The sequence below is a fragment of the Parasedimentitalea maritima genome (assembly GCF_005771405.1).
Classification (GTDB): domain Bacteria; phylum Pseudomonadota; class Alphaproteobacteria; order Rhodobacterales; family Rhodobacteraceae; genus Parasedimentitalea; species Parasedimentitalea maritima.
Genome location: NZ_VAUA01000011.1, coordinates 141,078 through 167,536, shown reverse-complemented (window position 1 = coordinate 167,536; position 26,459 = coordinate 141,078). Strand labels below are relative to the sequence as shown.

Annotated in this window: 29 protein-coding genes, 1 tRNA gene, 1 other RNA gene and 1 pseudogene; 13 read left to right on the top strand and 19 right to left on the bottom strand. The window is 55.1% G+C overall.

Features of this window, described 5'->3' with window-relative positions; genetic code table 11:
• Nucleotides 1-20 precede the first annotated feature (20 nt).
• From FEE96_RS19880 to FEE96_RS19810, 15 genes and pseudogenes are all read right to left on the bottom strand, one after another.
• Nucleotides 21-944: an alpha/beta hydrolase gene (locus FEE96_RS19880; protein WP_138164869.1), complete on the bottom strand. Its 924-nt coding sequence runs from the start codon at nt 942-944 to the stop codon at nt 21-23.
• A 105-nt stretch (nt 945-1,049) separates the two neighbouring features.
• A pseudogene (locus FEE96_RS19875) lies at nt 1,050-2,945 on the bottom strand (acyl-CoA synthetase).
• Between the two features lie 333 nt (nt 2,946-3,278).
• Nucleotides 3,279-5,078 carry an ABC transporter transmembrane domain-containing protein gene (locus FEE96_RS19870; RefSeq protein ID WP_138164868.1) on the bottom strand — a complete coding sequence of 600 codons (1,800 nt, stop codon included), beginning with the start codon at nt 5,076-5,078 and terminating at the stop codon, nt 3,279-3,281.
• 157 nt (nt 5,079-5,235) lie between these two features.
• Nucleotides 5,236-5,309, bottom strand: a tRNA-Gly gene (locus tag FEE96_RS19865).
• Nucleotides 5,310-5,787: 478 nt separating this feature from the next.
• Nucleotides 5,788-6,894: a CaiB/BaiF CoA transferase family protein gene (locus FEE96_RS19860; RefSeq protein WP_138164867.1), complete on the bottom strand. Its 1,107-nt coding sequence runs from the start codon at nt 6,892-6,894 to the stop codon at nt 5,788-5,790.
• A gap of 18 nt (nt 6,895-6,912) precedes the next feature.
• On the bottom strand, nt 6,913-7,494 hold the full coding sequence (locus tag FEE96_RS19855; RefSeq protein ID WP_138164866.1) for a cupin domain-containing protein: 582 nt from the start codon (nt 7,492-7,494) through the stop codon (nt 6,913-6,915).
• Nucleotides 7,495-7,623: 129 nt separating this feature from the next.
• Entirely contained in the window at nt 7,624-8,298 is a 675-nt protein-coding gene (locus FEE96_RS19850) for a nitroreductase (protein ID WP_138164865.1), read from the bottom strand.
• A gap of 42 nt (nt 8,299-8,340) precedes the next feature.
• Complete coding sequence (locus FEE96_RS19845) at nt 8,341-9,471, bottom strand: TFIIB-type zinc ribbon-containing protein (protein WP_138164864.1); 1,131 nt, start codon at nt 9,469-9,471, stop codon at nt 8,341-8,343.
• A 15-nt stretch (nt 9,472-9,486) separates the two neighbouring features.
• Complete coding sequence (locus FEE96_RS19840; RefSeq protein ID WP_138164863.1) at nt 9,487-10,014, bottom strand: cytochrome b; 528 nt, start codon at nt 10,012-10,014, stop codon at nt 9,487-9,489.
• 36 nt (nt 10,015-10,050) lie between these two features.
• On the bottom strand, nt 10,051-10,485 hold the full coding sequence (locus FEE96_RS19835) for a hypothetical protein (protein WP_138164862.1): 435 nt from the start codon (nt 10,483-10,485) through the stop codon (nt 10,051-10,053).
• A 1-nt stretch (nt 10,486) separates the two neighbouring features.
• The gene (locus FEE96_RS19830; protein WP_138164861.1) at nt 10,487-11,650 is read right to left on the bottom strand and encodes an SPFH domain-containing protein; all 1,164 of its coding nucleotides are present in this window, start codon (nt 11,648-11,650) and stop codon (nt 10,487-10,489) included.
• Between the two features lie 16 nt (nt 11,651-11,666).
• Entirely contained in the window at nt 11,667-12,524 is an 858-nt protein-coding gene (locus tag FEE96_RS19825; protein ID WP_342770985.1) for a DUF2927 domain-containing protein, read from the bottom strand.
• Nucleotides 12,525-12,639: 115 nt separating this feature from the next.
• Nucleotides 12,640-13,830, bottom strand: coding sequence for a toxic anion resistance protein (locus FEE96_RS19820; protein ID WP_138164860.1), 1,191 nt, complete (start codon nt 13,828-13,830; stop codon nt 12,640-12,642).
• Between the two features lie 19 nt (nt 13,831-13,849).
• The gene (locus FEE96_RS19815; protein ID WP_138164859.1) at nt 13,850-14,740 is read right to left on the bottom strand and encodes a 5-bromo-4-chloroindolyl phosphate hydrolysis family protein; all 891 of its coding nucleotides are present in this window, start codon (nt 14,738-14,740) and stop codon (nt 13,850-13,852) included.
• A gap of 164 nt (nt 14,741-14,904) precedes the next feature.
• Entirely contained in the window at nt 14,905-15,918 is a 1,014-nt protein-coding gene (locus FEE96_RS19810) for a pseudouridine synthase (RefSeq protein ID WP_138164858.1), read from the bottom strand.
• 61 nt (nt 15,919-15,979) lie between these two features.
• Between FEE96_RS19810 and FEE96_RS19805 the strand changes: the two genes are divergently transcribed.
• The 4 genes from FEE96_RS19805 to FEE96_RS19790 all read left to right on the top strand — a co-directional run bounded on the left by FEE96_RS19805 (nt 15,980) and on the right by FEE96_RS19790 (nt 18,104).
• Nucleotides 15,980-16,429 (top strand): nucleoside deaminase, encoded by a 450-nt coding sequence (locus tag FEE96_RS19805; protein WP_138164857.1) that lies wholly within the window; start codon nt 15,980-15,982, stop codon nt 16,427-16,429.
• 130 nt (nt 16,430-16,559) lie between these two features.
• Nucleotides 16,560-17,132, top strand: coding sequence for a TetR/AcrR family transcriptional regulator (locus tag FEE96_RS19800; protein WP_246079522.1), 573 nt, complete (start codon nt 16,560-16,562; stop codon nt 17,130-17,132).
• Between the two features lie 36 nt (nt 17,133-17,168).
• A complete protein-coding gene (locus FEE96_RS19795) occupies nt 17,169-17,456 on the top strand; it encodes a YciI family protein (protein WP_138164855.1) in 288 nt (95 codons plus the stop codon).
• An 18-nt stretch (nt 17,457-17,474) separates the two neighbouring features.
• Complete coding sequence (locus FEE96_RS19790; protein WP_138164854.1) at nt 17,475-18,104, top strand: DNA-3-methyladenine glycosylase I; 630 nt, start codon at nt 17,475-17,477, stop codon at nt 18,102-18,104.
• Here the strand turns inward: FEE96_RS19790 and FEE96_RS19785 are convergent.
• The 4 genes from FEE96_RS19785 to FEE96_RS19770 form a co-directional block, all read right to left on the bottom strand.
• On the bottom strand, nt 18,082-18,453 hold the full coding sequence (locus FEE96_RS19785) for a hypothetical protein (protein WP_138164853.1): 372 nt from the start codon (nt 18,451-18,453) through the stop codon (nt 18,082-18,084). The genes FEE96_RS19790 and FEE96_RS19785 overlap by 23 nt on opposite strands.
• 140 nt (nt 18,454-18,593) lie before the next feature.
• Nucleotides 18,594-19,286, bottom strand: coding sequence for a metal-dependent hydrolase (locus tag FEE96_RS19780; RefSeq protein ID WP_138164852.1), 693 nt, complete (start codon nt 19,284-19,286; stop codon nt 18,594-18,596).
• A gap of 139 nt (nt 19,287-19,425) precedes the next feature.
• A complete protein-coding gene (locus FEE96_RS19775; protein WP_138164851.1) occupies nt 19,426-20,118 on the bottom strand; it encodes a metal-dependent hydrolase in 693 nt (230 codons plus the stop codon).
• A gap of 141 nt (nt 20,119-20,259) precedes the next feature.
• Nucleotides 20,260-20,670, bottom strand: a complete 411-nt coding sequence (locus FEE96_RS19770; RefSeq protein WP_138164850.1) for a VOC family protein — start codon at nt 20,668-20,670, stop codon at nt 20,260-20,262.
• 153 nt (nt 20,671-20,823) lie between these two features.
• On the opposite strand from FEE96_RS19770, the gene gatC reads away from it, so the two are divergent.
• The 9 genes from gatC to FEE96_RS23580 all read left to right on the top strand — a co-directional run bounded on the left by gatC (nt 20,824) and on the right by FEE96_RS23580 (nt 26,449).
• Nucleotides 20,824-21,111 carry an Asp-tRNA(Asn)/Glu-tRNA(Gln) amidotransferase subunit GatC gene (gene gatC / locus FEE96_RS19765; RefSeq protein ID WP_138164849.1) on the top strand — a complete coding sequence of 96 codons (288 nt, stop codon included), beginning with the start codon at nt 20,824-20,826 and terminating at the stop codon, nt 21,109-21,111.
• Between the two features lie 4 nt (nt 21,112-21,115).
• Complete coding sequence (gene gatA / locus FEE96_RS19760) at nt 21,116-22,603, top strand: Asp-tRNA(Asn)/Glu-tRNA(Gln) amidotransferase subunit GatA (protein ID WP_138164848.1); 1,488 nt, start codon at nt 21,116-21,118, stop codon at nt 22,601-22,603.
• A 40-nt stretch (nt 22,604-22,643) separates the two neighbouring features.
• Nucleotides 22,644-23,405: a hypothetical protein gene (locus tag FEE96_RS19755; RefSeq protein ID WP_138164847.1), complete on the top strand. Its 762-nt coding sequence runs from the start codon at nt 22,644-22,646 to the stop codon at nt 23,403-23,405.
• Entirely contained in the window at nt 23,366-24,127 is a 762-nt protein-coding gene (locus FEE96_RS19750; protein WP_138164846.1) for an N-acetylmuramoyl-L-alanine amidase, read from the top strand. Before FEE96_RS19755 ends, FEE96_RS19750 begins: the two co-directional genes overlap by 40 nt.
• 204 nt (nt 24,128-24,331) lie before the next feature.
• Nucleotides 24,332-24,749: RNase P RNA component class A (gene rnpB, locus FEE96_RS19745), an RNA gene on the top strand.
• A 107-nt stretch (nt 24,750-24,856) separates the two neighbouring features.
• Complete coding sequence (rpmG, locus tag FEE96_RS19740; RefSeq protein ID WP_008206879.1) at nt 24,857-25,024, top strand: 50S ribosomal protein L33; 168 nt, start codon at nt 24,857-24,859, stop codon at nt 25,022-25,024.
• A 74-nt stretch (nt 25,025-25,098) separates the two neighbouring features.
• A complete protein-coding gene (locus tag FEE96_RS19735) occupies nt 25,099-25,584 on the top strand; it encodes a GNAT family N-acetyltransferase (protein ID WP_138164845.1) in 486 nt (161 codons plus the stop codon).
• 73 nt (nt 25,585-25,657) lie between these two features.
• Nucleotides 25,658-26,164, top strand: coding sequence for a hypothetical protein (locus FEE96_RS19730; protein ID WP_138164844.1), 507 nt, complete (start codon nt 25,658-25,660; stop codon nt 26,162-26,164).
• 135 nt (nt 26,165-26,299) lie between these two features.
• On the top strand, nt 26,300-26,449 hold the full coding sequence (locus FEE96_RS23580) for a hypothetical protein (protein ID WP_158980957.1): 150 nt from the start codon (nt 26,300-26,302) through the stop codon (nt 26,447-26,449).
• Nucleotides 26,450-26,459: the final 10 nt, after the last annotated feature.

Sequence of the window (26,459 nt, the reverse complement as noted above, 5' to 3'; positions counted from 1 at the left end):
CATCCTATGGACAAGGCGGGTCAGTCGTAGGACCAAATTTCCTGCCCCAGCGCTTCAATCGCTGCCGAAATACGTTCAAAGCTGTTTCTTGCCCGACCGACTGTGTGGCGGGCGCGCAAGAAACCATGGATCAAACCCGGCTCATTGATCCAGTGGGCGCGGCCCCCGGCTGCCAGCAACTTTTCACAATACTGGCGTGCGTCGTCACGCACGGGATCACAATCGGCACTGATCAACACTGTTGGTGGGAGATCTGAAAAATCACTGTCCTGCAGCGGGGCACTGGTAGGGTCGTTCTCGGGGACCGGTCCGTCAAACCGTAACTGTTGATAATACATGCATTCGTCACGGGTTAGCATCGGGGCCTGTGCATGTTGGTGGTACGAACCAGAAACAAGATCACCGCCAAGCCCGGGGTAAATGAGAACCTGACCCAACACCTCGCTAAGACGCCCGCGTGCATGTTGGGCTACGGCTGCGGCCAGATTGCCGCCAGCGCTGTCGCCCACCAAGACCAAACCATCGTTAAACTGGTTGGCTGCCCACTGTGTGCTAGTCCAGGCGTCGTCAAAACTGGCAGGGTGTTTATGCTCCGGGATCAATCGGTAATCAGCTGAAATCACCCGATAGCCGGTCTGCGCACAGATCTCGGCGCAGATGTCATCATGGCTCTCCAACCCTCCAACGACAAGGCCACCACCGTGAAAATACATGACGGTGCGGGTCGGGTCGCCAGCCCAGTAGTGCCGGACCGGTACGCCGTCTGCTAACAGATCTTCGGTCTGGACTATCGCCGGACGTGCGACGTGAAAGTCGCGGCACATTGCGTCATACACATCTCGTTGCTCTGCAATGCTTAGCTCAACAGCATCATCTGCATAGCTCTCACCTGTCTTTCGGATAAATGCCCAGGTCTCGGCATCTATCAATCGCTCATAATCCATCTCAGATCCCCTGCTGAGTTTGTTCGAGCCTAGAACAAGTTGTGCAAAAACGCGAAACAAAGAAAGCGCCCCAGAGCGCTTTTCGTTGTTGGTGAATTCAGAGCCTTATTCTACAGGAATCACGTCCCATGGGCGTGTAAAGCCCCCCAGTACCTGTGAAATTTTGGCTTGATCAATGCCGTTGGCCTCGACCTGAGCCACCAGACCACGCTTTTTGTCATCAACTACGTTTTCAACGCGCGCAGCCAGACCGGCCTTTAGCAGGGCATCGTTGTAAACGCGGATAATCGCATGACGTCGCAGATCTGGTTTGAAAATTTTGCCAACTGCCGTTTTGGGCAACTCATCCATAATTGTCATATGTTTAGGAATAGCGGCGCGCTCATGCACATGGAGCTTGCAGAACTCGAGCAATTCCTCGGGGCTGACACTTGCACCATCCACAAGTTCAACAAAGGCACAGGGTAATTCACCTGAATGGGCATCCGGTTGTCCAATGGCGCCGGCAAAGGCCACAGATTCGTGCCCCAACAGAGCTTCTTCGATCTCGGCGGGATCGATGTTGTGCCCGCCACGTATAATCAGATCTTTGGCGCGGCCGGTGATCCACAAATACCCATCCGGGTCAATTCGACCCAAATCGCCGGTGCGCAGGTATTTGTCGAAGTAATACAGGTCCACGTTTTTTGCGGCTTCGGTATAAGTATTGCCCGGATAGACGCCGGGGTTGGAGACACAAATCTCGCCGATCTCATCCACAGTTGCCTCGATCGGGCCATCAGCTGTTCCCTTGACGATCTTCACATCCGTGTAGGGAAAGGGGATGCCGATTGAGCCAACTTTTTTCTCTCCCGCTGGTGGGTTGCAGGACACCAGACAGGTGGCCTCGGTCAGTCCATAGCCTTCAACGATGGAAATGCCTGTCGCGTCTTCAAAGCGGCGGAATAGTTCCAGCGGTAACGGGGCAGAGCCAGAAAATGCGGTCTTAACTGTCGAGACGTCTGCATCAATTGGGCGCTGCATTTTGGCGGAGATTGCGGTGGGGACCGTGATGATAAAGGTGATTTTCCAGCGTTCCACCAGTTTCCACAGATTGTCGAACACACCTTCACCGCGATAGCCTTGCGGTGTTGGAAACACCACATGCGCACCCGAAGCAATGGCCGGCATTTAAATTACCTGGCAGGCAAAAACGTGGAACAGTGGCAGCGGACACATGATGTTGTCTTCGTCGGTGAACAACAAAGTATGGCCCAGCCAGCCATTGTAGATCATGCCGGAATATTTGTGTTGTGCCACTTTGGGCATGCCGGTGGTGCCACCGGTATGGAAATAGCACGCGACCCTGTCTTCGGTACTATCTGCAAAGGTCAACGAAGTGGGCTGCTTGTTCAGTTCTTTGTTAAAGGACTTGTATTCAGCATGCGCAACCTTGTCTTTGTCCTCTAGCTTGGGGCGGATCAGCGGTACGATCCAGGATTTCGGCGGAGTTAAGTAGCGGTTGAGATCGATTTCTAGGACGGTGTTAACGCCTGGTGCATGGCGTACGGCCTCAGCCACCTTTTGGGCGACGTTCGTTTTGGGAAAAGGTTTGAGTGTCACCACAACCTTGGCTTTGGTTTCGCGCAGGATCGAGGCAATCTGTTCCGGCTCCAACAGTGGATTGATCGGATTGACAATCCCAGCCACAGCCCCGCCCAACAGCGTTAAGATTGTCTCGGTACAGTTGGGGAGAATATAGGCCACCACATCTTTTTCGCCGATCCCAAGAGAGCGGAACAAGTTGGCAGCTTGCGTGGTTTTGTCTTTTACCTGTTTCCAGGTGAGAGTTTCAGCTTTGTCTGTGGGGCCAGAAAGTATCTGATAGCTGACAGCACTGTTATTGGGGAACTTTGAAGCGGTGCGTGATAACAGGCCGTACAGTGTTGCCGGTAGATCCCGCTCGCCAAATGGCATCTCTGCTTCCAACGCATCGCGATCCGCGAACCCGGCAAATGTCATGTTGTGTCTCCCCTGATGCCCATTTGTTGCGGGCTTGTTTTGTGCTTTGTTCCAAGATGCGGTCAAAATCGCAAAGGTGCAAGCAAGGGCAAGGATCACCTTAAGTTAGCTAGGGTTGTGACGCTGCGCAATTTTGGTATCAGCAAGCCCGTTTACTGGGCCAACGTGAGGGGCGTGCCAAAAAAATGGATTGCCGCTTCCTATAGGAAGTGTGTTCGTCGATGTTTGGTGGCTGCTGTGGGGGCAGCCAGACATTCACGTTCCTCTTCGGTCAAAATGCAAAAGCCCCGGCGAACGGGCTAGGGCTTCTAATTCGTAATTTGCAGTGTTGACTTACTCCGCTGCCAGCCCTTCGGTGAACTGCAAACGTGCCAGCCGGGCGTACAACCCACCCTCAGCCACCAGCTGATCATGGGTGCCAGTCGCAACAATCCGGCCTTCTTCCATTACCACAATCCGGTCGGCCTTTTTTACCGTTGCCAGACGGTGTGCCACAATCAGTGTGGTCCGACCCTGGCTCAGCTCATCGACAGCAGCCTGTACCAAACGTTCACTTTCCGCATCTAATGCCGAGGTTGCCTCGTCCAGCAGTAGCACCGGAGCGTCACGCAGGATGGCGCGGGCAATTGCGATGCGCTGTTTTTGACCACCAGACAGCATAACGCCGCGCTCGCCGACATAGCTGTCATAGCCATCGGGAAGGGCTGAAATGAAATCATGGGCCGCCGCCGCTTTCGCCGCCGCTTCGACCTCGGCATCGGTGGCTTCTGGTCGACCAAAGCGGATATTTTCGCTGGCTGAGGCCGCGAAGATCACCGGATCTTGTGGCACCAGAGAAATGGCCCTGCGGAATTCGTCCCGCTGAAGGTCGGTCAGTGCAATCCCGTCCAGTGTCACAGCGCCTTTGCTGGGATCGTAGAACCGTTGGATCATTTGGATGATCGTGGTTTTACCAGCCCCTGACGGGCCAACAAAAGCCACGGTTTCACCCGGCGCTACCGTTAGCGAAACTTCTTGCAAAGCTGGGGTTTCGGGGCGCGCCGGATAGCGGAAAGACACATCATCGAAAGTGATCTCGCCCCGCACCGGGCTGGCTAGCACCTTAGGAGACGCAGGGTCGATAACATTGTCTGTGGCGTTCAACAGCTCGATCAACCGTTCAGTCGCACCAGCGGCTCGTTGCAATTCGCTGAATATCTCTGACAGTGCTGCCACCGAACCGGCGACGAGAACAGAATAGATCACAAACTGAATCAGAGTGCCTTCGCTCATCAGGCCTGCGCGGACGTCAATGGCGCCCATCCACAGCACCCCAACGATACCCGAGAACACCAGAAAAATGACAATCACGGTCAGATATGCGCGGGTCTTGATCCGACGCTGAGACACATCATAAGATGTCTCGGTCATCTCGGCGAACTGGGCTTTGCTGGCCCGTTCATGGGTAAATGCCTGGACGGTCTGAACCGCGGTTAGGGCTTCACCTGCATTACCAGAGGAGGCGGCAATCCAGTCCTGATTTTCCCGGCTGATAACCCGTAAACGGCGACCCAGAACCAGAATGGGTACAATCACAGCCGGTACGATCAGCAAGACTAATCCGGCCAGTTTTGCCGAGGTCAAAAGCATCAGTATGAGACCGCCGCTGAACAAAAGCAGATTGCGCAATGCAATAGAGACGGATGACCCCAATACGGATTGGATTAGGGTTGTATCGGTCGTGATCCGGCTCAGTACTTCGCCGGTCATGATCTTTTCAAAAAACTCCGGGCTCATACCGATAACACGATCAAACACAGCCATGCGAATGTCAGCGACTACACGCTCTCCCAACCGGGTCACCAAAGCATAACGCAATCCAGTGCCCAAGGCTAACAGCGCCGCAATACCCAGTGCAGCCAAAAAATATTGATTTAGCCGTTCAGTATCCGAGACCCGGAAGTTATCGACCACCCGCCGCACGGCCAGTGGCAGTGTCAGCGATAGGCTGGCGGTCAGTACCAGCGCACATGTTGCCGCCAGCATCAACAACCGGTAGGGCTTCATAAATGGCCAGAGCGCCCCCAGAACGCTGATTTTCTTAGAGCTTTCACGCTCTTCTTTCGCATTGGGTGCTACTTGCGATCGCGCCATTTCGGATCCTCTGGTCAGTCAAAACGGGCAGGCATTCAAAGCTCTGCATGTGGCCTAGGTTCATGGCCTCGCAATGACAGTTCGTCAAGCCGCCAGTTGTCGCGCAGTTGCACGAGATAACACTCAATTGCGGTGTGAATGAAGCGGATTGAGGAGTTGGAGCGGGCGACGGGAATCGAACCCGTGTCATCAGCTTGGAAGGCTGAGGTCTTACCATTACACAACGCCCGCGCAACTAAACACCACTTATTTCATAGGAAAATGGAGGTCAAGTCACCCTGTGGCTTCTTTTGGAAATACGGGTGAACTTTTTTGAAAACAGTATTCCAAAATGGATGGCGCTATACCTCGGACAGCCAGTCACGCATAAAGCTGGCAAGCGTTGGGCTAATGTCTTGTGCTTCGCTTTCACACTCAACACATCGAGACCCCAAAACTTTTCGCAGGTTATAATGCCGGTTCTTGCACATCCGGCCTGAGAAAAAGTAATCAGCCCCGGCTTTCAAAGCTCTGGGACGCGTGCGTGGATACTCCATCCATTCGGGATGCCCTGCAAGATTGGCTCTCCTTTTACGCTGACCTTCTTTATGATGCTCTGCCATCTTTTTAGTATCGGAAGTCAGGTTGCTAATTTCAATAAGAAGGTTGGCTTCTCGCTACCCAAAAGGGGCAGAAGCCGACCTCAAGAAATAAGGCCGACCTCTTGTTGTTAATCCTTGGGCAGAATGGGGGCGGACTTCTCTGTTGCGAGTTCCGCGTCTGAGAAAACCCAAGGGCCACGCACCCCGGGAACACCTTCAGGCGTGATCACCATGCCGCGTGACTGGATTTGTGGGTCATCAAATGTTTGGGCAATCGTGTTGATTGGCCCTGCGGGCACTGTTGCGGCTTCAAATGCCGCCAGCAATTCTGCGCTGGTCCAACCTTGAAATTGCGTTTCCAGGCTGGCGGTCAGTGCATCGCGATGTTCAACCCGCAAGGAATTACTGGAATAGCGCGGATCACTGGCCAGATCAGGTCGATCAAGCACTCCGCACATCCGTTGAAACTGCCCATCATTGCCGACGGCGATGATGATGTGTCCATCTGAGGTCGGCAGCACCTGATACGGTGCAATATTGGGATGGGCATTGCCTTTGCGCTCTGGGCTAGCCCCCGTGGCCAGAAAGTTCATCGCTTGATTGGACAGCATGGCCGTAGCGCAGTCCAGCAGGGACATGTCGATATGCTGACCCTTGCCCGTGGTGTGCCGTTGTTCGATTGCCGCAAGAACACCGATCGTACCGTATAGCCCTGTCACGATATCTGTCACAGCAACACCAACTTTTTGCGGGTGCCCATTAGGCTCCCCCGTGATCGACATCAGGCCCGACATGCCCTGCAAAAGGAAGTCGTAGCCAGCTCGTTTTGCATAGGGTCCATCCTGACCAAAACCGGTGATCGAGCAGTAGACCAAACGCGGATTGAGCTCTGACAGGCTGTCATAGTCCAACCCGTATTTTTTCAGCCCACCAACTTTGAAATTCTCTACCAGGATATCAGCATCGGCAATCAGGTCGCGTACGGTCTGCTGGCCCTCGGGTGTGCGGAAATCAGCAACCACTGATGTTTTGCCCCGGTTTGCTGAATAGAAATAGGCCGCTGTCTTGTCTCCGTCGCGTTCGATGAACGGAGGCCCCCAGGTGCGGGTGTCGTCGCCTTGCGGAGCTTCGACTTTGATTACCTCGGCACCAAGATCAGCCAGGGATTGGCCTATCCAGGGGCCAGCGAGAATTCGGGCCAGTTCGACGACCTTCAGACCTTCAAGCGGTTTCATACTGGGTTCCTTGCGTATCTAAAGATAGGGGGGCGTACAGGCTGAAATCACTTCGGCTGCACGGTCAGAGATGTTGCGGAACCGGTGTGGTTCGCGGCTGTTGAACAGATAGGCGTCCCCGGCCTTTAGGATACTGATTGTGTCGCCAACCGTTATCTCGATTTCCCCGGACACAACAATCCCACCTTCGTTGGCATCATGTTCAATCATGGTCTCGCCGGTATCGGCACCAGCTTCGTAGCGTTCCTGAAGAATTTGCAACCCATGCGCTTTGGCGTCGCCAACCTGCTTGATGGCAATCTTCTGCGGAGTGTCTTTACCGTCTTGATACAGCAGTGACGTCAGATCGCGCAGTTCACCCGGTGTGAAGAAGATCTGCGATGTTGCAACGGAATCTGGCTCAAAAAACTCTGACATTGTAATGCCGAATCCGCCCAATATTTTGCGCAAAGATGCCACTGAGGGGCTACTTCTGTTGGTTTCGATCATGGATATCTGCCCGTGAGGCACGCCTGCACTGTCAGCCAATTGTCTTTGAGAGAAGCCAAATTGCTGCCGAATGGCTTTCAATCGTCCGCCTACATCAAATTCATCTGCCATTATTGGGATCTCCAGATCGAGTCCCATCCACACTAGCAGTGCTAATGGAGATTGCGCAATATATTGAGCGATTGACGGGGTGCAGCGCCGAGACCGCTGCCACACAGCACGAAAAGCTCCTACTGTTGCTCAATCCTGCCAGTCTACGAAATCGTCCAAATCAGCACGTTCGGTTCTGAATGAATTTGCAGCGTGGTTGGGGTTGCCATATCCAAATGAAATCGCGCACAGAATGATCCGGTCTTTTCCAATGCCAAGGTGCTGATGCAGCATTGGCGCAAATGAAGCGACAGCAGCTTGTGGAATACTGGCGACACCAGCAGCCTGTGCAGCCAGAGTGAATGCAGCAACAAAGCCGCCGCAATCCATAGCACCATAAGGGCCTAGCTCAGCCGGGCTGGAAATGATCGCGCAATGGGGCGCATCAAACAGGCTGAAATTTTGCCGCATTTGCCGGGCTGACCCCTCGCGGTCGCCTTTCATTACGCCAACAGCTTCGTAGAGGGCCCAACCGCAAGTGCGACGGCGGTCTTGGTATTCATTCGAGTAACCAGTCGGAAAAGCCAGATCCGGAGCATGGCCACCTGCATCGGCGGCCCGCAGCAGCTCCCCTCGCAATGATTCTGTTTGTGCGCCACTGGTAACGGTCAGTTTCCACGGTTGCGCATTACACCAAGATGGCACTTTTTGCGCAGTTTCGATAATCTGTTCAATCACCGTCCGCGGCACTGGGTCAGATAAAAAGGCGCGACAGGAATGACGCGCTGCAAACAGCGAATTTAGCTCGGGCAGGGTAGGCGGCATAGGTCTCTCCTTGGGCACACGCCGTTGGTAAGGTGTCAGAGCTTACTGCTGGGCAGCCAGATATCCGATGCCTGCAGCGATGATCAGACCAACAACCACGGCCCCCGCAATTTTCCAAGCAGAATAGGGGCGTTCCCCTTGCACGCGGCCGGATTGCCCGTTGACGACAAACCGATAGGTTTTGCCACGGTATTTATAGGCCGCCAACCATACTGGAAGAAGGACGTGTTTGAATGTAACCTCTGAAACACTGGTATTGATGTCATGGATCCGCTGACGATCTCCGCCAATGTCGAACCGCACATCACGTTCGATTACCCGATCCATTTTGTCCCGCGCTTCAGTGTATCCGTCCTGTAGCTCGACGGCGTAGGCCTCGGCCCGGAACCCGGCCAGATACTGCGGTTGATAGGGTTCCATCGCGGATAGGTCCCAGGGCTCCAGTGCTTCTGTATATCGTTTTGGCAGGCTTTTTGAGGCCAGCACCAACACGTCGTCAAACCAACGCTGAACGCGGCCCGAGGCGGGCCTCCAGCGTACTTTGGCCACTTGGTGGCTTTCGCTCTTGCCATCCACCATCCGGGTTTCGGTGACGTAATATACGGTCCCGCGTTGGCCAGAATAGTTGGATTTGGTGTCCGCATCAAAAGTCCAGTAGGGGACATAGATGCCCTGCATTTTGCGGCCTTTGCGTGCGTATTCCTTAAGGCCGTTAGGGGCAAACCACAACTTGCCTAGCCAAGCGCTCATGTCCTTATGAGCGCTACGCTCATCAACCCCAAATGGCAGCACACCTTTCGGCTTAATGTGACGGTTTTCACCGGTGTCTACCACCACTGGTGACGCACAGAACGGGCATTCCTTGGCGTGGGTGTTGGGATCAAACTCAACCTGCGCTGCACAGTTGGGACAGGCCGAAATCCGGGTCACCTCGATCTCAGCTTCGGGCAGCTGCTGTGCAATCGCAGTGTCAAAGTCCAGCTCACGCAGGCCTGTAGCCCGCCATGGCCCATCACTGATCTGATCCGTATGACCGCAGTGATCACAGGTCAGCGTTTGGTTCTTGGGATCATAGCGATAATCACTGCCGCATTGTTCGCAGGGAAAGCGATGTGATTCATCCGGGGTGGCAGGGCTGTCTTGTGAGGCGGGAGGAGGTGGAGGTGTGGTCACAGGGTATCCCTTGTCTCAAAGGTATTTGTGCAAAACGCGTGGCACCATGATACGCAGAGCATTGTCTTTCAGCCAATAGTGCCGCCAGATATGAAATGCAGCATGGGCCAGGATCACGATGATCAACCCGTCAAAGACTATCTCGTGCAGCTCTTCGGCCAGTTCGTGCAACCATTTGCTACCAAAAGCCGGATTAATAGGCACAGTTCCAAAAGCGCGGATGGCAAAGGGGGCGACAAGCCCGGCCAATGCGCCTGAGGCCACAACCACCGCGACGCCATATTGCAGGGTTTTGTGACTTAGGTGGTGAAACCCTTTGGCCCAGCTCGGCAGCTTCGGGCCAGGGCGACCCATCAAGCCTTTGGTCAAATAGAAGGCGAGCCAGAGGGCGACGATTACCGATAGGATCAGCCCAACGCCTGCATGAGTGGACAGACCTAATCCAGGATCGGCCTTATTTTCATCGGGTTCCACAAGATAGAAATATGCAATCAGCCCAAGGCAAAGCCAGTGCATCCATTTAACGGCGGAGCGTCGGTTCATAGTAGAGTAATTCCTGTAGTGACTGCGAAAGGTTGGCTAGGAACCTATCTCGCATTTCTTTTTCCATTTGGCGCGGTTGCCAAAAACACCCGTGCAATAAAGTTGGCCTGCGGCATTCTTGTAAACCTTAACGCACATTCCGCTCCAGTTCCCGGTACTCGCAATACACAGAAGGTCGGGCGCTGGATAGTATGACCGTGAGGTTTCGGTAAGGTCGGTTAGGGCGCGCATGGGGCGATATACAACGTTCCCATCTGGTAAGAAAGTAAAACGGAATTCATTACCAGCTTGAAGCGAAAACTCTTGAGTATCTGATCCTGCGTTGTGAAACTGTTTTTGCAGGGCGTCAAAGGTTATGATCTCGTAGCCTTTAGGGGCTTTCTTATGACGTAGTTCGGCCGGATCAGCAGCAAGGGCCGCGCCAGCCGACAGGCCAAGCGCGGCAATTATTGTGGCAGCCAGAACTTTCATATCAAGCACCTGGAGCAGGCGGCGGAGGCGGCGGCATGATGGTGAACAGCTGTGCCAGTTCGGCGACATCACCGGCGCGTTTCCACCCATCCTGACCCGGGGTCCAGACATGGGTTTCGCGGGTTAATCCGCCCTCAACCGCCATGCGCCCTAGGCGGGCCTTGGAAAACGGTCCGGTGGTCTGGCCGTTTTCAGCCAAGTGCCAGACATGTTCCACAGGTGGCGGCGGGGGGGCAATTGGCGCAGCCGCCGGTGCCGGTTGCGCGGCCGGTGCTGCCGCAGCGGGGGCAGGGCGGGCGCCCCATGGGCCTGCGGCCTGACCAGCTGCCATCTGTTGCGCCATGCCCATACCCATCCCCATGCCAAGACCTGCGCCCATGCCACCGTTTGGATTTTGTGCTGCTGCCGTCATCGCTTCGGCGGCCGAGAATTGCGTGTAACGGCCCAGATCGCCGACAATGCCCATCTGGGTGCGCTTATCCATCGCCGCCTCTACCGCAGGGGGCAGCGAGATGTTTTCGATGTAGAGCTCAGGGATCGACAGCCCGTATTCGCTAATGGTGCTGGAAATCTCCGCGGCAACCAGCTTGCCCAGATCGGCCGTGTTGGCCGCCATGTCCAGCACTGGAAGACCGGACCCGGCCACCACGCGTGAAAATTCCTGGACGATGATATTGCGCACCTGGAATGAGATTTCATCCATGGTGAATTCGCCATCAGTGCCGACGATCTCAGTCAGGAACCGGGCGGCGTCGGCGACCTTGACCGAATAGGTGCCAAAGGCGCGCAAGCGGATCGGGCCAAACTCGGGGTCGCGGCAGATGATTGGGTTCTTGGTGCCCCATTTCAGGTCGTTAAACCGCGTGGTGTTGACGTAATAGATCTCAGATTTGAACGGCGACTGAAATCCATGGTCCCAATGCTGCAACGTGGTCATCACCGGCATATTGTTGGTTTCAAGCATATAGAGGCCGGGGGTGAAGACATCGGCCAACTGGCCCTCATGTACAAAAACGGCTGCCTGACCTTCGCGCACAGTCAGCTTGGCGCCGTACTTGATTTCGTGGTCTTCGCGTTCAAAGCGCCAGACCATGGTGTCGCGAGTGTCGTCGGTCCAATGAATGACATCGATGAATTCACCGGTCAGAAAATCAAAAATTCCCATTGTGCAGGTCCTCTTACTAATAGGCGCGGGGCGTGGCCTCTGGAGGCACCCCCATCAATTCGTTTGCTATGATGCGGGCGATGGGGCGGGCCTGTTCGGCACTCATCCCGGGTTGCAGACGCGCATCATACAACATGGTCAGCAGTTTTTCATCGTGGCTGGTGAGCAGGGCAAATTCATCGTCATCATTAAAGATCGATGGTCGTGCCCTTGGACTGTCGTTGCGCAATCCCAGCCCCTGCGCAACTTCCTCATGTACACAGCTTTTACGCACCAAATCCGGGTGTTCGTCACGAATCAATGCGATACCGCGGGTATAGGACAGCGGGTCGTTTTGCGGTCCACCAGCTAGCACCAGACAGTAAAAGCTACGCGGCGGATTGGCAAAGATTTCTAGGTTTTCGGCGCTGATGCCGGGCAATATCTGCTGCACCCGGGCACGCACAAAATCGCTATCGTCTTTGCCGGCATAGATCACGTAAAAATTGCCGCGAGACGTTGGGGTGCTGATCGGATGTCCGGTGATCCGTGCCAGCCGATTTGCGTAGTCGGCAAGGAAACGGCTATCTTCAAACTGCTGTGCCTTTGAGACAGACGGGCCAAACTCTGCTTTCAGGCGAACAGGCCCTCGCCACCGGCTGAGCCCGCCAGCGCTGCCGCTGCCGCTGCCTGCGTATTCGTCAAAAAAGGCAATGGCCTCGAAGTTTCTGACCAATTTATCCGCGTCATAAGGCGTGTCCGGTCCCCCTCCATCCCGCCGTAGTAAGCCGCGGGTCAACAGGTCCTGCTGCAAAACCGCGTAGTAGTGGGCCAGTTGCTCGCTTTCGGATGATCGTGGGGGGGGCGCAAGGTCCTCCGGGCGCGATTGTGGCACCAGCGAATCCCGCGGTGGCGGTGGCGTGCAGGCTAGCAGTGCAGTCAGGCCAATTAGACCTGCTCCAAACCGTGGCGCCTGTAGCCATCTATTTCGCCGCCGAGCATTCATTGGCTTAGCTGGGGACCGAAGTTGCGGCTGTGTCACCAACCCCGTCTTTGCGCGCCTTGGCAGCGGCAAGCGTATCGCGCAACTCACCTTCCATCTTCTTCAGCTCTTCTTCAGCTGCGGCGCGCTGGGCTTTGCCCTGGTCCGCAATCGCAAGACTGTCCTGAATGGTGCCAATCAGATCTGCGTTGGCTTGCTTCACCGCTTCGATATCAAATACGCCGCGTTCCATTTCTTCGCGCACCATCTTGTTGCTGGTGCGCAGGTTGGCGGCGTTGGCGGTCAGAAGCTCGTTGGTCAGGTCATTGGCTTCGCGCACCGCAGCGGCAGCCTCGGCACTCCGTTGGATGGTCACCGCCTGCGCCAACTGTGTTTCCCACAGCGGCACGGTGTTCACCAGGGTTGAGTTGATTTTGGTGACCAGTGACTTGTCATTTTCCTGAACCAAACGGATTGAGGGCAGCGACTGCATGGTGACCTGGCGGGTCAGTTTTAGATCATGCACCCGGCGCTCCAGATCGTCCCGCGCGGCGCGGATGTCGCGTAGCTCCTGCGCCTGCATCACCTGTTCGCCTTCAGCGGCGGCGTTTACCTCAGCCTCTTTGGCGGGGATGGTGGTGGTGTCCAGCTCAGTCAGTTTTTCCTGACCGGCAGCGATGTACAGGCCCAGTTCATCGTAAAATTCGAGTGTCTTGGTATATAAGACGTCTAGCGATTTGATGTCTTTCAGCAGCGTGTGTTCATGCCCCAACAGGTTGTCTGTGATCTTGTCGATTTGACCCTGAACACTTTCGTAGCGGGCTGTGAACTGGGCAAAAGGCGCTGCCTTGCCGATAATGCGCTCCCACAAGCTGGGCTTTCGACGCACATCCAGTTCCGAAACCGAAAACCCACGAATAGCGGTGACCATGTCTCGCAAGCTATCGCCTGCCGGGCCAACATCTTTGTTGCGGACATCTGCCAACATGGCCTGCGAAATCACTTGCAATTCCGCTTGTGCCGCCGATCCAAATCCAATGATCGAATTGCTGTCCGTCATGTCCAATTGATCCATACGGGTGCGGATCGCTTCGCTTTTGGGGGCGTCAGCTTGCTCCAGTGTTTGGATCTCGGCCACAGGTTCGGGCAGGACAATGGCCGTGGTTTCAATGACCAACGTCTCGGCCTCAGTCGCTTTTTGTTTCACAATCTCGGACATAAAGGCATTCCTTATTTAATTAGGTCAGGTCCAGATGGACCCCTTCGCGCTGCAAACGGTCACGCAGCACATCAATTTCAATGGTCAGATCGCTGCGGTCTTCTAACAGCATCTTGCGGTTGCGGGCAGCAAAGTTTTTTTCCAGGTCATCCAACAGCGATAGATAGTCGACACGGGCTTGGGTATCACCACTGCGGCCATAGATATCGGCAAACTTGATTGTCGCGTCGCGCGCGCCCTGTAGATAGACCGTCAGATACTTACGCGCGGCTGTTAGATCGCGCGGATCTTCCTCGACGGTACGAAACAGGTCGCGAGCGACGGATTGGAACTGTTCGATGCGGGCTTCGACCTGCCGGTCCTGTGCGCGCAATGCAGCATCGCGCATTTCGGTCAGGTAATCCTCTGCATCATCCACAACCCGGGCGACACGGGACTGCTGAAAGTCATCAATGCCTTCGACGCCTTTGTCTTTCATCGGATCCAGACCAAAGGCGGCGAGGTGAAGGCCCAGGGCTGCCGAGCCATAAACAGCAGCAATCAATACGCCCGGTTCCGCTTTCCAGGCAGCAATGGCAGCGCCAATTCCGGTCAGCAGAGAGGCAGCCAATTTGCGAGGCAAAACTGGGCGGCGGGCAACGCGGCGGGCGTTAAAGGCGCTTTCGGCGCGCAGCCCTTCCCGCAACATCCAGGCTGCGGCACTCCAGACTCCAGCTCCAACCAACCCCAGCGCCAGCCCCGATGCCCCATCCGTCAGCGACATCAACAGCAGGACTGCTGGTGGCACAAACATTAGATTTGAGCGCAGTCCAATCGGATCCAACTGGGCGTTTTTATATGAGTTTTTGTGAGGTGAGGGCGCTTCCGGTGCAGATTCGGGACTAAATTGCCCACCATATTTTTTGGCCATTGGTTCAGATCCCCACTATCCAGCCGGTACCTAGGCCAAGCATCAAGATCAATAGGGCCACAAAAGCAATTTTCTGCACGCGGGTTCTCCCGAAGACGCTGTTTCCCCTAGAAATCTAGGGGATAGCAGCGCTTCTTTCTAGGGGGAACTGATGCGCAACGCGATCAGCGGCGGGGATTTTTGCCGATTGGCTTGCCACCAGAGCGTCCATCCGGGCGCCGGGATGGCTTGCCGGCGGGTTTCCCGCTTGTACGACCAGAGGGTTTACCACCTCCGGATCTGTCAGCGCCCTTGTTGGAGTAACTGCGACCAGCGGGACGTCCGTCCTCTTCTGGTGGCTTAGGTCGACCAGGTCTGCCTGCCATCGTGCTGGGCTTTTTGCGCACCACACGTCTTGTGTTCTTGGGCTTTTCTGGTTCCGGCTCAGCCGCGAGACCCAGTTGGTCGCGCATCACTTTGCGACGGATCTCTTCAACCGCGCCAAGTTTTAGCTGACCCAATTGGAACGGACCATAAGACACCCGCAGCAGGCGGTTCACGGTGAAGCCGATATCTTCGATAGCCCGGCGGATTTCACGGTTTTTACCTTCACGGATGCCAATGGTCAGCCAGGCGTTGGCACCCTGCTGACGATCTAGCGCCACTTCCATCGGCTGAAAGCGCTCCCCGTCAATAACCATGCCCTTACGCAGTGGCTCGAAATCTTTCTCTTGCGGGCGCCCGTTGATCCGTACCCGGTATTTGCGCAGCCACCCGGTTGAGGGCAGCTCCAACTGGCGTTTGATGCCGCCGTCGTTGGTCAGCAGCAGCAAGCCTTCGGAATTCAAATCCAGCCGGCCCACCGTCATCACCCGTGGTAAATCTTCGGGCAGTGCATCGAAAATGGTTTTGCGCCCTTTTTCATCACTGTTGGTCGTCACCAAGCCTGAGGGCTTGTGATACAACCACAACCTCGCGGGTTCCGGATCTCCGACGGGGTTGCCGTTGACAGTGATTTTGTCCTGCGGTGTGACATTCAACGCTGGGCTGTCAATCAACTTGCCATTGACGGTGACAAGACCAGCTTGGATCATGCGCTCGGCCTCACGGCGTGAGGCAACACCGGCACGGGCCAGAACTTTGGCGATACGGTCGCCGGATGGGGTGGCGCCGGGAGGAGGGGTCTGAGATTGGGTCATTAGTGGCCCTTAGACCATTCTGAGCGGTTGCGAAAGGACGCATTCCAAGGCAATTTGCTGCATGGTTTTCAAATCTCATATGGAACAGGCGCTTAGCGAAGCGCGCGCAGCTGCAGATCGGGGCGAGGTTCCGGTCGGCGCGGTGCTGATAGATCCACGAGGGCAGGTGGCTGCAATTGCAGGAAACCGCACCCGAGAGCACTGCGATCCCACTGCCCACGCCGAGATTTTGACCATCCGTGCGGCCTGTGCTGCAAGTGGGTCTGAACGGCTGGCGGGTTATGATCTCTATGTCACGCTGGAGCCCTGCGCCATGTGTGCCGCTGCTATTGCTGCAGCGCGGATCAGCCGGGTGTACTATGGCGCGTCTGACCCCAAATCCGGTGGCGTCGCGCACGGCGCAAAGGTGTTCTCGCATGCGCAGGCGCATCATACCCCTGAGGTTTACGACGGTATTTCCGAGGATGAGGCTGAGCGGATGCTGAAGGAATTCTTTGCTGCTCGGCGATAAAATGTTGCCTTGACGCCTGGAATACGCTTAGGAGCCAAACCCTTCATTTAGGACGCTTGACCTATTTTTGCTTTTCAAACTAGGTCGGCTGTCCTAACTTGAAATGGAATCACCCTTGAAAGGACATGAGGTGCCTAGACCAAACACGCGCGATAGGATTGTTGATGCGGCAGACCTTCTGTTTTACCAGACCGGTTTTGAACACACGTCTTTTGCGGAAATCGCTGCCGTTGTCGGGGTTTCGCGTGGCAATTTCTATCATCACTTCAAAACCAAGGATGAGATACTGACGGCAGTGATTGATTTGCGTCTGAACAAAACACGCGCAATGTTGCGGGACTGGCAGGCAGAGGGGCAGGGACCGGCAGAGCGTATCGGCTGTTTCATACAGATCCTGATTACCAACCAATCTAAGATCGTGTTGCACGGCTGCCCTGTGGGCACTTTGGTGTCCGAACTGGCCAAGTTAGACCATGCGGCGCATGACCACGCCAATGCGCTGTTCACACTGTTTCGAGACTGGCTGCGTGAGCAGTTTGTGCAGCTGGGACGGAAAGAAGATGCGGATGTTTTGGCCATGCGGCTCCTCGCGCAGAGCCAGGGGGTTGCCTCCTTGGCCAGTGCATTTCGCGATGCTGAATTTATCAAAGCCGAAGTTCATCAAATGCGGGCTTGGGTGCAGAGCCTGACACCAGCTGCCTGAGGCTTTTCAAACAAAAACTGCTACGGAGATTAGTAAATGTTCATCGTATTACTTAGGTTTTCCAAAAACAAAGATCAGGTTGGGGAATTCCTCGAGGGGCACAAGGCCTGGATTCAGCGCGGTTTCGATGACGGCGTATTTCTACTGGCCGGAACGTTAAAGCCTATGGTCGGGGGCGGATTGCTGGCACATAACATCACTGCGGAGGCGTTGCAGGCACGGGTGAACGAAGATCCCTTTGTTGCAGAGGATGTGGTTACAGCCGAGGTCATCGAGATGTCGCCTTCGCGGGCAGACAAGCGTTTGGATTTTTTGGTCGATTGAGTAAGGAAAGCGCAGGAAATGAGTAATATTACCACCGGCCCGGATGGGTTGAACCGTTGTAGCTGGAGCGGGTCAGTGCCGGAATTCCTGCCCTATCACGACAACGAATGGGGTTATCCGGTTGGCGATAACACCCGGCTGTTTGAAAAGGTCTGTCTGGAGAGCTTTCAGTCAGGCCTCAGTTGGCGGACAATTCTGAACAAACGCGAGAATTTTCGCGCGGCCTTTGATGGATTTGATTACGCCAAGGTGGCCAAATACACCGAGGACGATGTGGAGCGGTTGCTGCAGAATGCGGGCATAATCCGCCATCGTGGCAAGATCAACGCGGTGATCAACAACGCCAAACGCGCTCTGGAGCTGGAGGCTGAGGCTGGATCACTGGCGGCGTTTTTCTGGAGCTTCGAGCCGGACCCAGAAACGCTGCCTGAACCGCAGACTCAGACCACCAGCCCCGAATCCGTGGCGCTGTCAAAAGCACTGAAAAAACGAGGCTGGAAGTTTGTCGGCCCCACCACCGCCTTTGCATTCATGCAGGCGATGGGGTTAGTGAACGATCACGCGAGGGGCTGTGTATGCCGGGACAAGGCGCAGAAAGCGCGGGAGGGGTTTCGTGTGGAGGGCGTCAAGACTTTTCGATGTAAGTAATGGTTTCTTCTAAAACGGAGTTCGAAATTGTGTGAGGGAAACAGTGGTCAGTTAGTGCTGAGCGCAAGTCATCAGATGACTGGAGGTAGCTCGAATCCCGATTTCGTTCGAATACGAACCCGTCTGCAATATCCTTGATGATCTTGAATTCACTGTACATTGGCCGCTGGCCAAAGTTGTCATAATAATCCTGTATCGACTTATCCTCAAACCCTTCGTCGAGATACGTTTTGATAATTTTGTTGACGACTTCAAAGTGGCGAATTTCAAAAGACTTTTCGGATAAGAATTTTGCATTGAGTAGAACGTATATATGTTGGTGTTTTTCGAGGTCTGTTAATTCAGGCATCTTGTCTTCCTAGTGAATTGTTTTCGAGGCATTGCCGGATTGGGGCGAGCAATTGTCCGGGTATGATGCCCGGACCGCGCCTGACCTTCCCCCCGGGAAGGCGCTTTGCAACTCCCCAAGGTCAGGCGCGGTCCTGCTCTTCAGATCTCAATCGCCTGCATCACTTCCGGCTCGATCACATCGACATTTGGCAGGGATTTGATAAGGGTCTCGGCACTTTGCTCTAGGATCGGAAAGCTTTTGTAATGGCAGGGGATCACGGTTTTGAAATCAAAATACTTCTTCGCCGCAAAGGCCGCGCCGCGCATGTCCATGGTGAAATGACCGCCCGCACATAGAATGCCAATATCGGGCTGATAGTATTCGCCCATCCAATCCATGTCGGCCATGATGTCGGTGTCGCCGGATACATAGATCATGTGTCCCTCCGCGGCGATCATATAGCCACATTCGCTGCCACCAGCACGGGGGCCATCTTCGGTAGCAAAGGTCGAGGAATGCGTGGCGTTGACCATCGAAACCTTAACCCCGCCCAGATCAACCGTGCCGCCTTTGTTGAAGCCAATTGTTTTGATCTCTTCGGTTTCAGACCAATAGCCAATCAGATCGTATTGGCCGACCACTGTAAGGTCGAGTTTCTTGGCCAGGGGCAGCACATCCACCACATGATCGAAATGCACATGGGTCAAGAGAATATGGGTGGCACCGGCAATGGCTGCGTCATGGGCGACCTCGGGCAGCACCGGATTACCGGTCAGCCAAGGATCGATCAGCAGCACCTTGTCGCCGGTTTCAATTCGGAAAGAGCCATGGCCTAACCAGATGATCTTCATTGTGAGTTCTCCCAAGATTTTTTGTGCCTTAGTAATCTATGTATAGAAAATCTACGTTCCACAGCATTGTTGCGCAGCGCCGGATCTGCACGTGGAAAAGAGCATTACCCTCCCCCATGCTATAGCATTGTCCTGGCGCTCAAAACTCCAATGGCTGCATCACTTCCGGTTCAACGACATCCACATCTGGAAGGCCATTGATTAAGACCTCTGCGCTTTGTTCCAGCATTGGGAACGTTTTGTAGTGACAGGGAATAACGGTTTTGAAGTCGAAGAATTTTTTGGACGCGTAAACCGCACGGCGCATATCCATTGTGAAATATCCGCCACATGCCAGAATGCCAATGTCGGGTTGGTGAAGATCATTAAACATCGCCATATCCGCCATCACATCCGTGTCGCCTGAGACATAGATCGTGTGGCCTTCCCCTGAAATCATAAAGCCAGCTTCACCACCTACATAACGTCGTGATCCGTCCACTAAAACTGATGAGGAATGTTGGGCGTTAAGCAGTGTGACTTCGACGTCGTTCAATCTGATTGTGCCGCCTTTACCGAAGCCAATGCCTGACACTCCAGGTGTTTGCTCCATCCATTCTACAAGTTCGTAAACTCCAACAACTGGTGCTCCTGTTTCAGCAGCAATCTCAGGGACATCAGCGACATGGTCTGAATGGCCGTGAGTCATGAGAATTGCTGTGGCGCCCGTCAAGGCTTGCGCTCTGCTATCATTTGGGAATGTCGGGTTGTCGCGTAGCCAAGGGTCGATCAGCAGGACCTGATCTTCAATTTCAATGCGAAAGCTTGAATGACCAAGCCATATGATTTTCATTTTGAGGTCTCTCTTTTCGTTGCCGGAATGGTCGCAACCATATTGTTTTGCCCGGCATCGCCGGGTAGTACCTGACCTTCCCCGTGGTAAGGCGCTCTGCATCTCCCCAAGGTCGGGCGGAGTCGCTTGCCCTTAAGTAAACTAATCCTCGTTCACCTGATGCACTTCAATTACATTGCCATCGGGGTCATAGAAAAAGATCTGTCTCCAGCCTTCGACCGCTTGGTGGCCCCAGTTCGAATAGGGAATACCTTGTTCCTCTAGGTGGGCGATAAAGCTGTCGAGGTCATCAGTGCGATAGGCGATATGCCCATGCGACACTGGGTTGACGAACTGGCCGCTATTGAAACCTGCGTTCACATCCTTTTGCGCCAGATGCATTTGAATGTCGCCATCGGTTACAAAGGAGACATCCCCACCATAGCCCTTGTTTTTTTGCAGCACTGGCAGGCCTTCGGTCTTTTTGTCCAGTCCCATCACGTTTCGGTAAAAATCATTCATCCGGCCCACGTTTTCGGTCGACAGATTGATATGGTGAAGCTTCAACTTCATTTGGCGGCTCCGGTCTGTAAATTGTTCTTTCAATTGCCTCACAGTGACCACTGCTAGGGCGAACAGGCAAGTGATTTTCGATATCCGCTCCGCCTAGGCTTGCAGCAGCGCCTTGAGGGCGGTAAATGCCAAGGCAACGTATATGAGGTTCCCATGTCGATTGACCAAAACACCGCCGCCAAAGTGGCCAAACTGGCCCGGATTAAGGTTGAAGATGACGCCCTGCCGGCGCTGGCAGACGAGTTCAACACCATCCTTGGCTTTATTGAACAGCTGAATGAGGTGGACGTCGAAGGCGTTGAGCCGATGACTTCGGTCACGCCGCAGCGCCTGAAACGTCGCGAAGATGTGGTTAACGATGGCAACCAGCAGCCCAAAGTATTGTCCAATGCACCCGACGCCCGCGAGGGTTTCTTTGCAGTGCCTAAGGTAATGGAATAAGAGCATGACTGATCTGAACAAACTGGGTCTGGCCGAGGCCCGCGACCTGCTTCGTAAGGGTGAAACAACCTCTGTTGAGCTGACGCAGTCTTGCCTGACTGCCATTGATGCTGCTGGCGCGTTGAACGCATTCGTGCACAAGACACCCGAGCTGGCAATGGAACGCGCCAAGGCCGCAGATGAGCGCCTGAAAGGCGACGACGCGCCTGCGATGTGCGGTCTGCCTATTGGGATCAAAGACCTATTCTGCACCAAAGGTGTCGACAGTCAGGCCGGTAGCCGCATTCTTGAAGGCTTTAAGCCCGAATATGAATCGACCGTCAGCCAGAACCTGATCGACAATGGCGCGGTGATGCTGGGCAAGCTGAACATGGACGAATTCGCCATGGGCTCGTCCAATGAAACCTCGGTCTATGGTAATGCAGTCAGCCCTTGGCGTCGTGGCAATGATGATGCCGAACTGACACCGGGTGGCTCCTCTGGTGGCTCGGCTTCGGCTGTGGCTGCTGATCTGTGTCTGGCGGCAACCGGTACTGATACTGGTGGATCCATTCGCCAGCCTGCTGCTTTTACTGGCACTGTGGGCATCAAGCCGACCTATGGCCGCTGCTCGCGCTGGGGCGTTGTTGCCTTTGCCTCGTCGCTGGATCAGGCGGGCCCGATGACCAAATCGGTACGCGATGCTGCCATCATGCTCGAAGCGATGTGTGGTCATGACGTCAAGGATTCGACCTCAGCTGATCTGGCGGTGCCGAATTTCGAAGCGATGCTGACTGGTGACATCAAGGGCAAGAAAATCGGTATCCCCAAGGAATACCGCATGGACGGCATGCCGGGTGAAATCGAACAGCTTTGGGCCGATGGCACTGCGATGCTGAAAGCTGCGGGTGCTGAGATCGTTGATATTTCGCTGCCGCACACCAAATACGCGCTGCCAGCCTACTATGTGATTGCCCCAGCTGAGGCTTCATCGAACCTGGCCCGTTATGACGGGGTGCGCTATGGCCACCGCGCTACTCTCGAAGCTGGCGATGGCATCACCGAAATGTACGAGAAAACCCGTGCCGAAGGCTTTGGCCACGAGGTGCAGCGCCGGGTGATGATCGGGACATATGTTCTGTCGGCTGGCTTTTATGACGCCTATTACAACCGGGCGCGCCGCGTGCGTACTCTGATCAAGAAAGATTTTGAAGATGTGTTTGCCGCTGGTGTTGATGCGATCCTGACCCCGGCTACGCCTTCGGCAGCTTTTGGTCTGGGTGAGATGACAGATGCGGATCCGGTACAGATGTATCTGAACGATGTCTTCACCGTGACCGTGAACCTGGCGGGCCTGCCGGGGATCTCGGTTCCAGCTGGTCTGGATGCGCAGGGACTGCCCCTTGGTCTGCAGTTGATTGGCAAGCCTTGGGAAGAGGGTGATCTGCTGAACACCGCTTATGCGCTAGAGGCTGCAGCCGGGTTTGTGGCCAAGCCGGGCAAATGGTGGTAAGGTTTTACGCAAACAAGAGCAGAAACTGCAGGTAACAATCATGCGTGTACTCGTCTCCCTCATCTCAGTGGGCAGTGTGCTGGCCTTGGCGGCCTGTACACCGCCTATTCCCGATAGCGGGGCTGAAGCCGGTTTTGACACCAGCCCCTTTGATGCTCCGCCTGCTGTCGGGAGCACCATTATCGGTGAACCCTTGGTGCCAGCAGCTCAGGTTGTTGAGACTTCTACGACACCTCTAGCCGCAGCCCCGCGCAGTGCTGGCAGCTCGAACAGTGCAGGTAGCCTGGTTGACAGCAATGCTGATTTTGCCAGCGAAACTGCAGCTGCGCTCTCTGCAACCCAGAGCAACTCTGGCCAAGCTCCACTGCAGGCCAGCCCTTCAAATCCCGCCCCACCGGTGGTGAGCAATGCCGGGATTTCTGACGAGAATGATTTTGGAGCAGTGTCTTCACGTCAGAGCATCGAAAGTGATGCTGATCGTCTTGCGCAACAGCGTTCGCAGTATCAAGTGATTGAACCCACTGCAGTGCCTTCCCGCCCCGGGGATGCTGGACCAAACGTGGTCAGCTATGCGCTTAGTTCCAAGAACCCCCTCGGAAATCGTATCTACAGTCGGACTGGCATCAATCTGCGGACGAAATCAGCCCGTAATTGTGCTGGCTACCGTTCGTCAGATCTGGCGCAACAGGCATTTTTGGAAAACGGCGGTCCACGCCGCGACCGTTTGGCGCTTGATCCGGATGGTGACGGCTATGCCTGCAAATGGGATCCAATCCTTTTCCAACACGCGGTGCAAAACTGAATAGCGCGGCAGAAACCCCAGCCGCGATTTGGCATCCCAGCCCAAACTTCGGGATTCGTCGCGATGGGCTGACGCCCTCCCTGATCGTGATCCACTATACTGCGATGGACAGCGCAGCGGCCGCGTTACAGCGCCTCTGCGACCCATCCGTTGAAGTCTCTGCGCACTACCTCATCGGCGGTGATGGCGCTTGCTGGCAAATGGTCGCCGAAGACCAACGCGCATGGCACGCGGGTGCGGGGCAGTGGTGCGGTCAGGATGATATCAATTCGCGCTCCATTGGTATAGAGCTGGACAATCGCGGAGGCCATCCTTTTGCAGAGCCGCAAATGGCAGCTCTTGAGGGCCTGCTGGCGGGTATTATGTGTCGCTGGTCCATCCCGGCTGACGCCGTGATTGGCCATTCAGACATGGCACCGGGGCGCAAGATTGATCCAGGTCCCAAGTTCGACTGGAAGCGCCTTGCCCGCCTAGGTCTATGTGTCTGGCCCGCTGAAACCGCTGGGCAAGCCACGGAGCTGGGTTGGTGGCACGATTATGCAGAAAGCTTTGGCTACCCCATCTTCGGTCTTGAACTTGACGGCGTAGACGACTTAGAGGGGGCGTCTTTTCAAGCTTTCAGGGACAGGTTCAGACCGCAGGCTCGAAACATCAAACATGTCGAAAACGAAGACCTTAGAATAATTGAAAACTTGGCCAAACAAGAGTTCGCCAAGTTTTAGGACTGGCTTTTGCCCCACTGCTGTTTTTTATGCGAGGCTCTGCCTCGCGCTCCGGGATATTTTCAGCTAGATGAATTATGGATCCGCATTCATCTAGCTAGAAATATCCTGGGGTGAATTGGCCGCAGGCTAAGAGGGGCAACGCCCCAAAACTCCAGATCATTACCTTGACGCGCTCTGAGTAAATGCGTAGTGCCCAGCTGCGCAGAGGGCTGGATGGCCGCGGGGGGCGTATGCCCCGCGAGGAAAGTCCGGACTCCATAAGGCAGTGGTGCCGGGTAACGCCCGGGCAGGGCAACTTGACGGATAGCGCCACAGAAAACAGACCGCCGCGGCGAGTCAGAGGTTCGCCTTTGGCAAAACGCGGTAAGGGTGAAACGGTGGAGTAAGAGCCCACCGCGCTGCTGGCAACAGGAGCGGCACGGCAAGCCCCACCAGGAGCAATGCCAAATAGGACCCCCGCGTGGGCTGATCCCGGCAACGGGATATCGCCGCTAGGTATGCTTTAACCAAGAGGGGTCGGGTTGGCAGCTTGAGGTTCGCAGCAATGCGCGCCCTAGAGGAATGGTCATCGAAGGGGGCAACCCCGGAACAAAATCCGGCTTATAGGCCCTCTGCGCAATTATCCCCCGCGAATCCTATTGACTTGGGGGCTGGGGAGGGTACAAGCCGACCTCGAATAGATATTTACCGGAAGGCCCCTGCCTTTTCGGACGCAGGAGAAGCACCATGGCGAAGCCTACCACAATCAAAATCCGCCTGAACTCGACCGCGGGCACCGGCCACTTCTATGTGACAAAGAAGAACGCACGGACAATGACCGAAAAGATGGTCATCCGTAAGTATGACCCGGTTGTACGCAAGCACGTCGAGTACAAAGAAGGCAAAATCAAGTAAGCCTTTTTTGTCAGGATTGACAGACAACAGGGTCTCGCAATTGCGGGGCCCTGTTTGTTTTTGAGGATCATAATATGAGCTATATTGTTCGACCTTCCATCACGGAAGATCTGCCTGCAGTCGATGCCTTACTGGCGCGTAGCTACCCCAAACTTTTGAAAGCGGACTATGCTCCCTCTGTGCTGGTGACGGCGTTACCAATCATCAGTCGCGCGCGGCCCGAACTTATTGACTGCGGGACCTATTTCGTGGCCGAAGAGGCAGGTCAGATTCTTGGGGCAGGCGGATGGACCCAGGACCGTATCCGGGCCGACAAGGGGCATATCCGTCATGTGGTCACAGATGACCGGGCTCTGCGCCGGGGAATTGGGCGTGCCATCCTCAGCCACACAATTGACACGGCGCGACAGTCAGGGGTTATCGAACTTGAGTGTGCCTCGACCCTTACCGCAGTGCCCTTTTACGCCTCGGTCGGGTTTGAAAGCGAAGAGACAATTGTCATTGATCTCGCCCCGGGTATCCAGTTTCCAGCGGTGAGAATGCGGCAGTTTCTCGGCTGATCCATAGGTCGCAATGGCGCCGTATTTATCCGGTACGATGGTGGCACTGGATTGAAGCCGTATAGGATCTCCCATGATGCGTATTTTTGTTCTGACCTCACTGACTGCCTTAGCTCTTACCGCCTGTGGGCCCGCGCCGCAGGGGGTAGGGTTCACTGGGGTGGGCAGTGAACCCGTAGGCTTGGCAACCTCAACCTCTTCGGCAGACAGACGCTTAACAGCGACACAGCCGCTTCCATCCAGTAACGGTTTGCCTTTGCACCATGTTAGCAGCGCCTCAACCAGCCAGCCCGTTTTGGCGGCTCAGGTTATGGGAGGCTCTCCTTCCGCAACAGCAAAAACTGTGGAACTGGTCGGAAGCAAGGTGCTGGTCAGCCTGGCCGAGGCCAATGGTGAAGTGTTCCTGGTTGGGCAGGTGCCAAAAAGCATGTGGTCCCAATCCCTGTCTCCTGGAGCTGACAAGGCCTTACTGGCGGCAGTCCCACAGCTCACCGGGTGTCGCCATCAGGGGAAGGTCTATCGCGGAGGCGTCTCAAAAACCCAACCTGTGGCATTGGCTGTACCGCTGTCCTGTGGCTAGGTTTAGCCACGGCTGAAACCCTACAGCTCCGTTCAATTTCAATTGAATTCTTAACACTTGGCAACCTGGTGTTAAGAATTTGGCACGGTTCTGCCTTATTTGGCGCGCAACCTGTCATTGAACAGGAGGTGTTACATGCAATTTGTTCTCAAGGTGATGAATGTTTTGGGTTTAGCCGCATTGATGCTGCTGTTTGGGGCAATGCAATTTGGACAGCCAACTTTGCCAGCTCAGGTTCTCGCTCCACCGTCGATTGATACCCTGGTGTTAGAACGGCAGGGCTAAGGGGCGGCCT

Excerpts from the sequence above, each read along its gene's own strand:
- FEE96_RS19790 (WP_138164854.1), top strand. The coding sequence starts at position 17,475 with ATGAGTAATATTACCACCGGCCCGGATGGGTTGAACCGTTGTAGCTGG.
- FEE96_RS19785 (WP_138164853.1), bottom strand. The coding sequence starts at position 18,453 with ATGCCTGAATTAACAGACCTCGAAAAACACCAACATATATACGTTCTA.
- FEE96_RS19820 (WP_138164860.1), bottom strand. The coding sequence starts at position 13,830 with ATGTCCGAGATTGTGAAACAAAAAGCGACTGAGGCCGAGACGTTGGTC.
- FEE96_RS19860 (WP_138164867.1), bottom strand. The coding sequence starts at position 6,894 with ATGAAACCGCTTGAAGGTCTGAAGGTCGTCGAACTGGCCCGAATTCTC.
- FEE96_RS19755 (WP_138164847.1), top strand. The coding sequence starts at position 22,644 with ATGCGTGTACTCGTCTCCCTCATCTCAGTGGGCAGTGTGCTGGCCTTG.
- FEE96_RS19830 (WP_138164861.1), bottom strand. The coding sequence starts at position 11,650 with ATGGGAATTTTTGATTTTCTGACCGGTGAATTCATCGATGTCATTCAT.
- FEE96_RS19835 (WP_138164862.1), bottom strand. The coding sequence starts at position 10,485 with ATGAAAGTTCTGGCTGCCACAATAATTGCCGCGCTTGGCCTGTCGGCT.
- FEE96_RS19855 (WP_138164866.1), bottom strand. The coding sequence starts at position 7,494 with ATGGCAGATGAATTTGATGTAGGCGGACGATTGAAAGCCATTCGGCAG.
- FEE96_RS19775 (WP_138164851.1), bottom strand. The coding sequence starts at position 20,118 with ATGAAAATCATATGGCTTGGTCATTCAAGCTTTCGCATTGAAATTGAA.
- gatA (WP_138164848.1), top strand. The coding sequence starts at position 21,116 with ATGACTGATCTGAACAAACTGGGTCTGGCCGAGGCCCGCGACCTGCTT.
- FEE96_RS19795 (WP_138164855.1), top strand. The coding sequence starts at position 17,169 with ATGTTCATCGTATTACTTAGGTTTTCCAAAAACAAAGATCAGGTTGGG.
- FEE96_RS19770 (WP_138164850.1), bottom strand. The coding sequence starts at position 20,670 with ATGAAGTTGAAGCTTCACCATATCAATCTGTCGACCGAAAACGTGGGC.
- FEE96_RS19850 (WP_138164865.1), bottom strand. The coding sequence starts at position 8,298 with ATGCCGCCTACCCTGCCCGAGCTAAATTCGCTGTTTGCAGCGCGTCAT.
- FEE96_RS23580 (WP_158980957.1), top strand. The coding sequence starts at position 26,300 with ATGCAATTTGTTCTCAAGGTGATGAATGTTTTGGGTTTAGCCGCATTG.
- FEE96_RS19735 (WP_138164845.1), top strand. The coding sequence starts at position 25,099 with ATGAGCTATATTGTTCGACCTTCCATCACGGAAGATCTGCCTGCAGTC.
- FEE96_RS19750 (WP_138164846.1), top strand. The coding sequence starts at position 23,366 with ATGGGATCCAATCCTTTTCCAACACGCGGTGCAAAACTGAATAGCGCG.
- FEE96_RS19780 (WP_138164852.1), bottom strand. The coding sequence starts at position 19,286 with ATGAAGATCATCTGGTTAGGCCATGGCTCTTTCCGAATTGAAACCGGC.
- FEE96_RS19730 (WP_138164844.1), top strand. The coding sequence starts at position 25,658 with ATGATGCGTATTTTTGTTCTGACCTCACTGACTGCCTTAGCTCTTACC.
- FEE96_RS19810 (WP_138164858.1), bottom strand. The coding sequence starts at position 15,918 with ATGACCCAATCTCAGACCCCTCCTCCCGGCGCCACCCCATCCGGCGAC.
- rpmG (WP_008206879.1), top strand. The coding sequence starts at position 24,857 with ATGGCGAAGCCTACCACAATCAAAATCCGCCTGAACTCGACCGCGGGC.
- FEE96_RS19815 (WP_138164859.1), bottom strand. The coding sequence starts at position 14,740 with ATGGCCAAAAAATATGGTGGGCAATTTAGTCCCGAATCTGCACCGGAA.
- FEE96_RS19880 (WP_138164869.1), bottom strand. The coding sequence starts at position 944 with ATGGATTATGAGCGATTGATAGATGCCGAGACCTGGGCATTTATCCGA.
- FEE96_RS19805 (WP_138164857.1), top strand. The coding sequence starts at position 15,980 with ATGGTTTTCAAATCTCATATGGAACAGGCGCTTAGCGAAGCGCGCGCA.
- FEE96_RS19870 (WP_138164868.1), bottom strand. The coding sequence starts at position 5,078 with ATGGCGCGATCGCAAGTAGCACCCAATGCGAAAGAAGAGCGTGAAAGC.
- gatC (WP_138164849.1), top strand. The coding sequence starts at position 20,824 with ATGTCGATTGACCAAAACACCGCCGCCAAAGTGGCCAAACTGGCCCGG.
- FEE96_RS19840 (WP_138164863.1), bottom strand. The coding sequence starts at position 10,014 with ATGAACCGACGCTCCGCCGTTAAATGGATGCACTGGCTTTGCCTTGGG.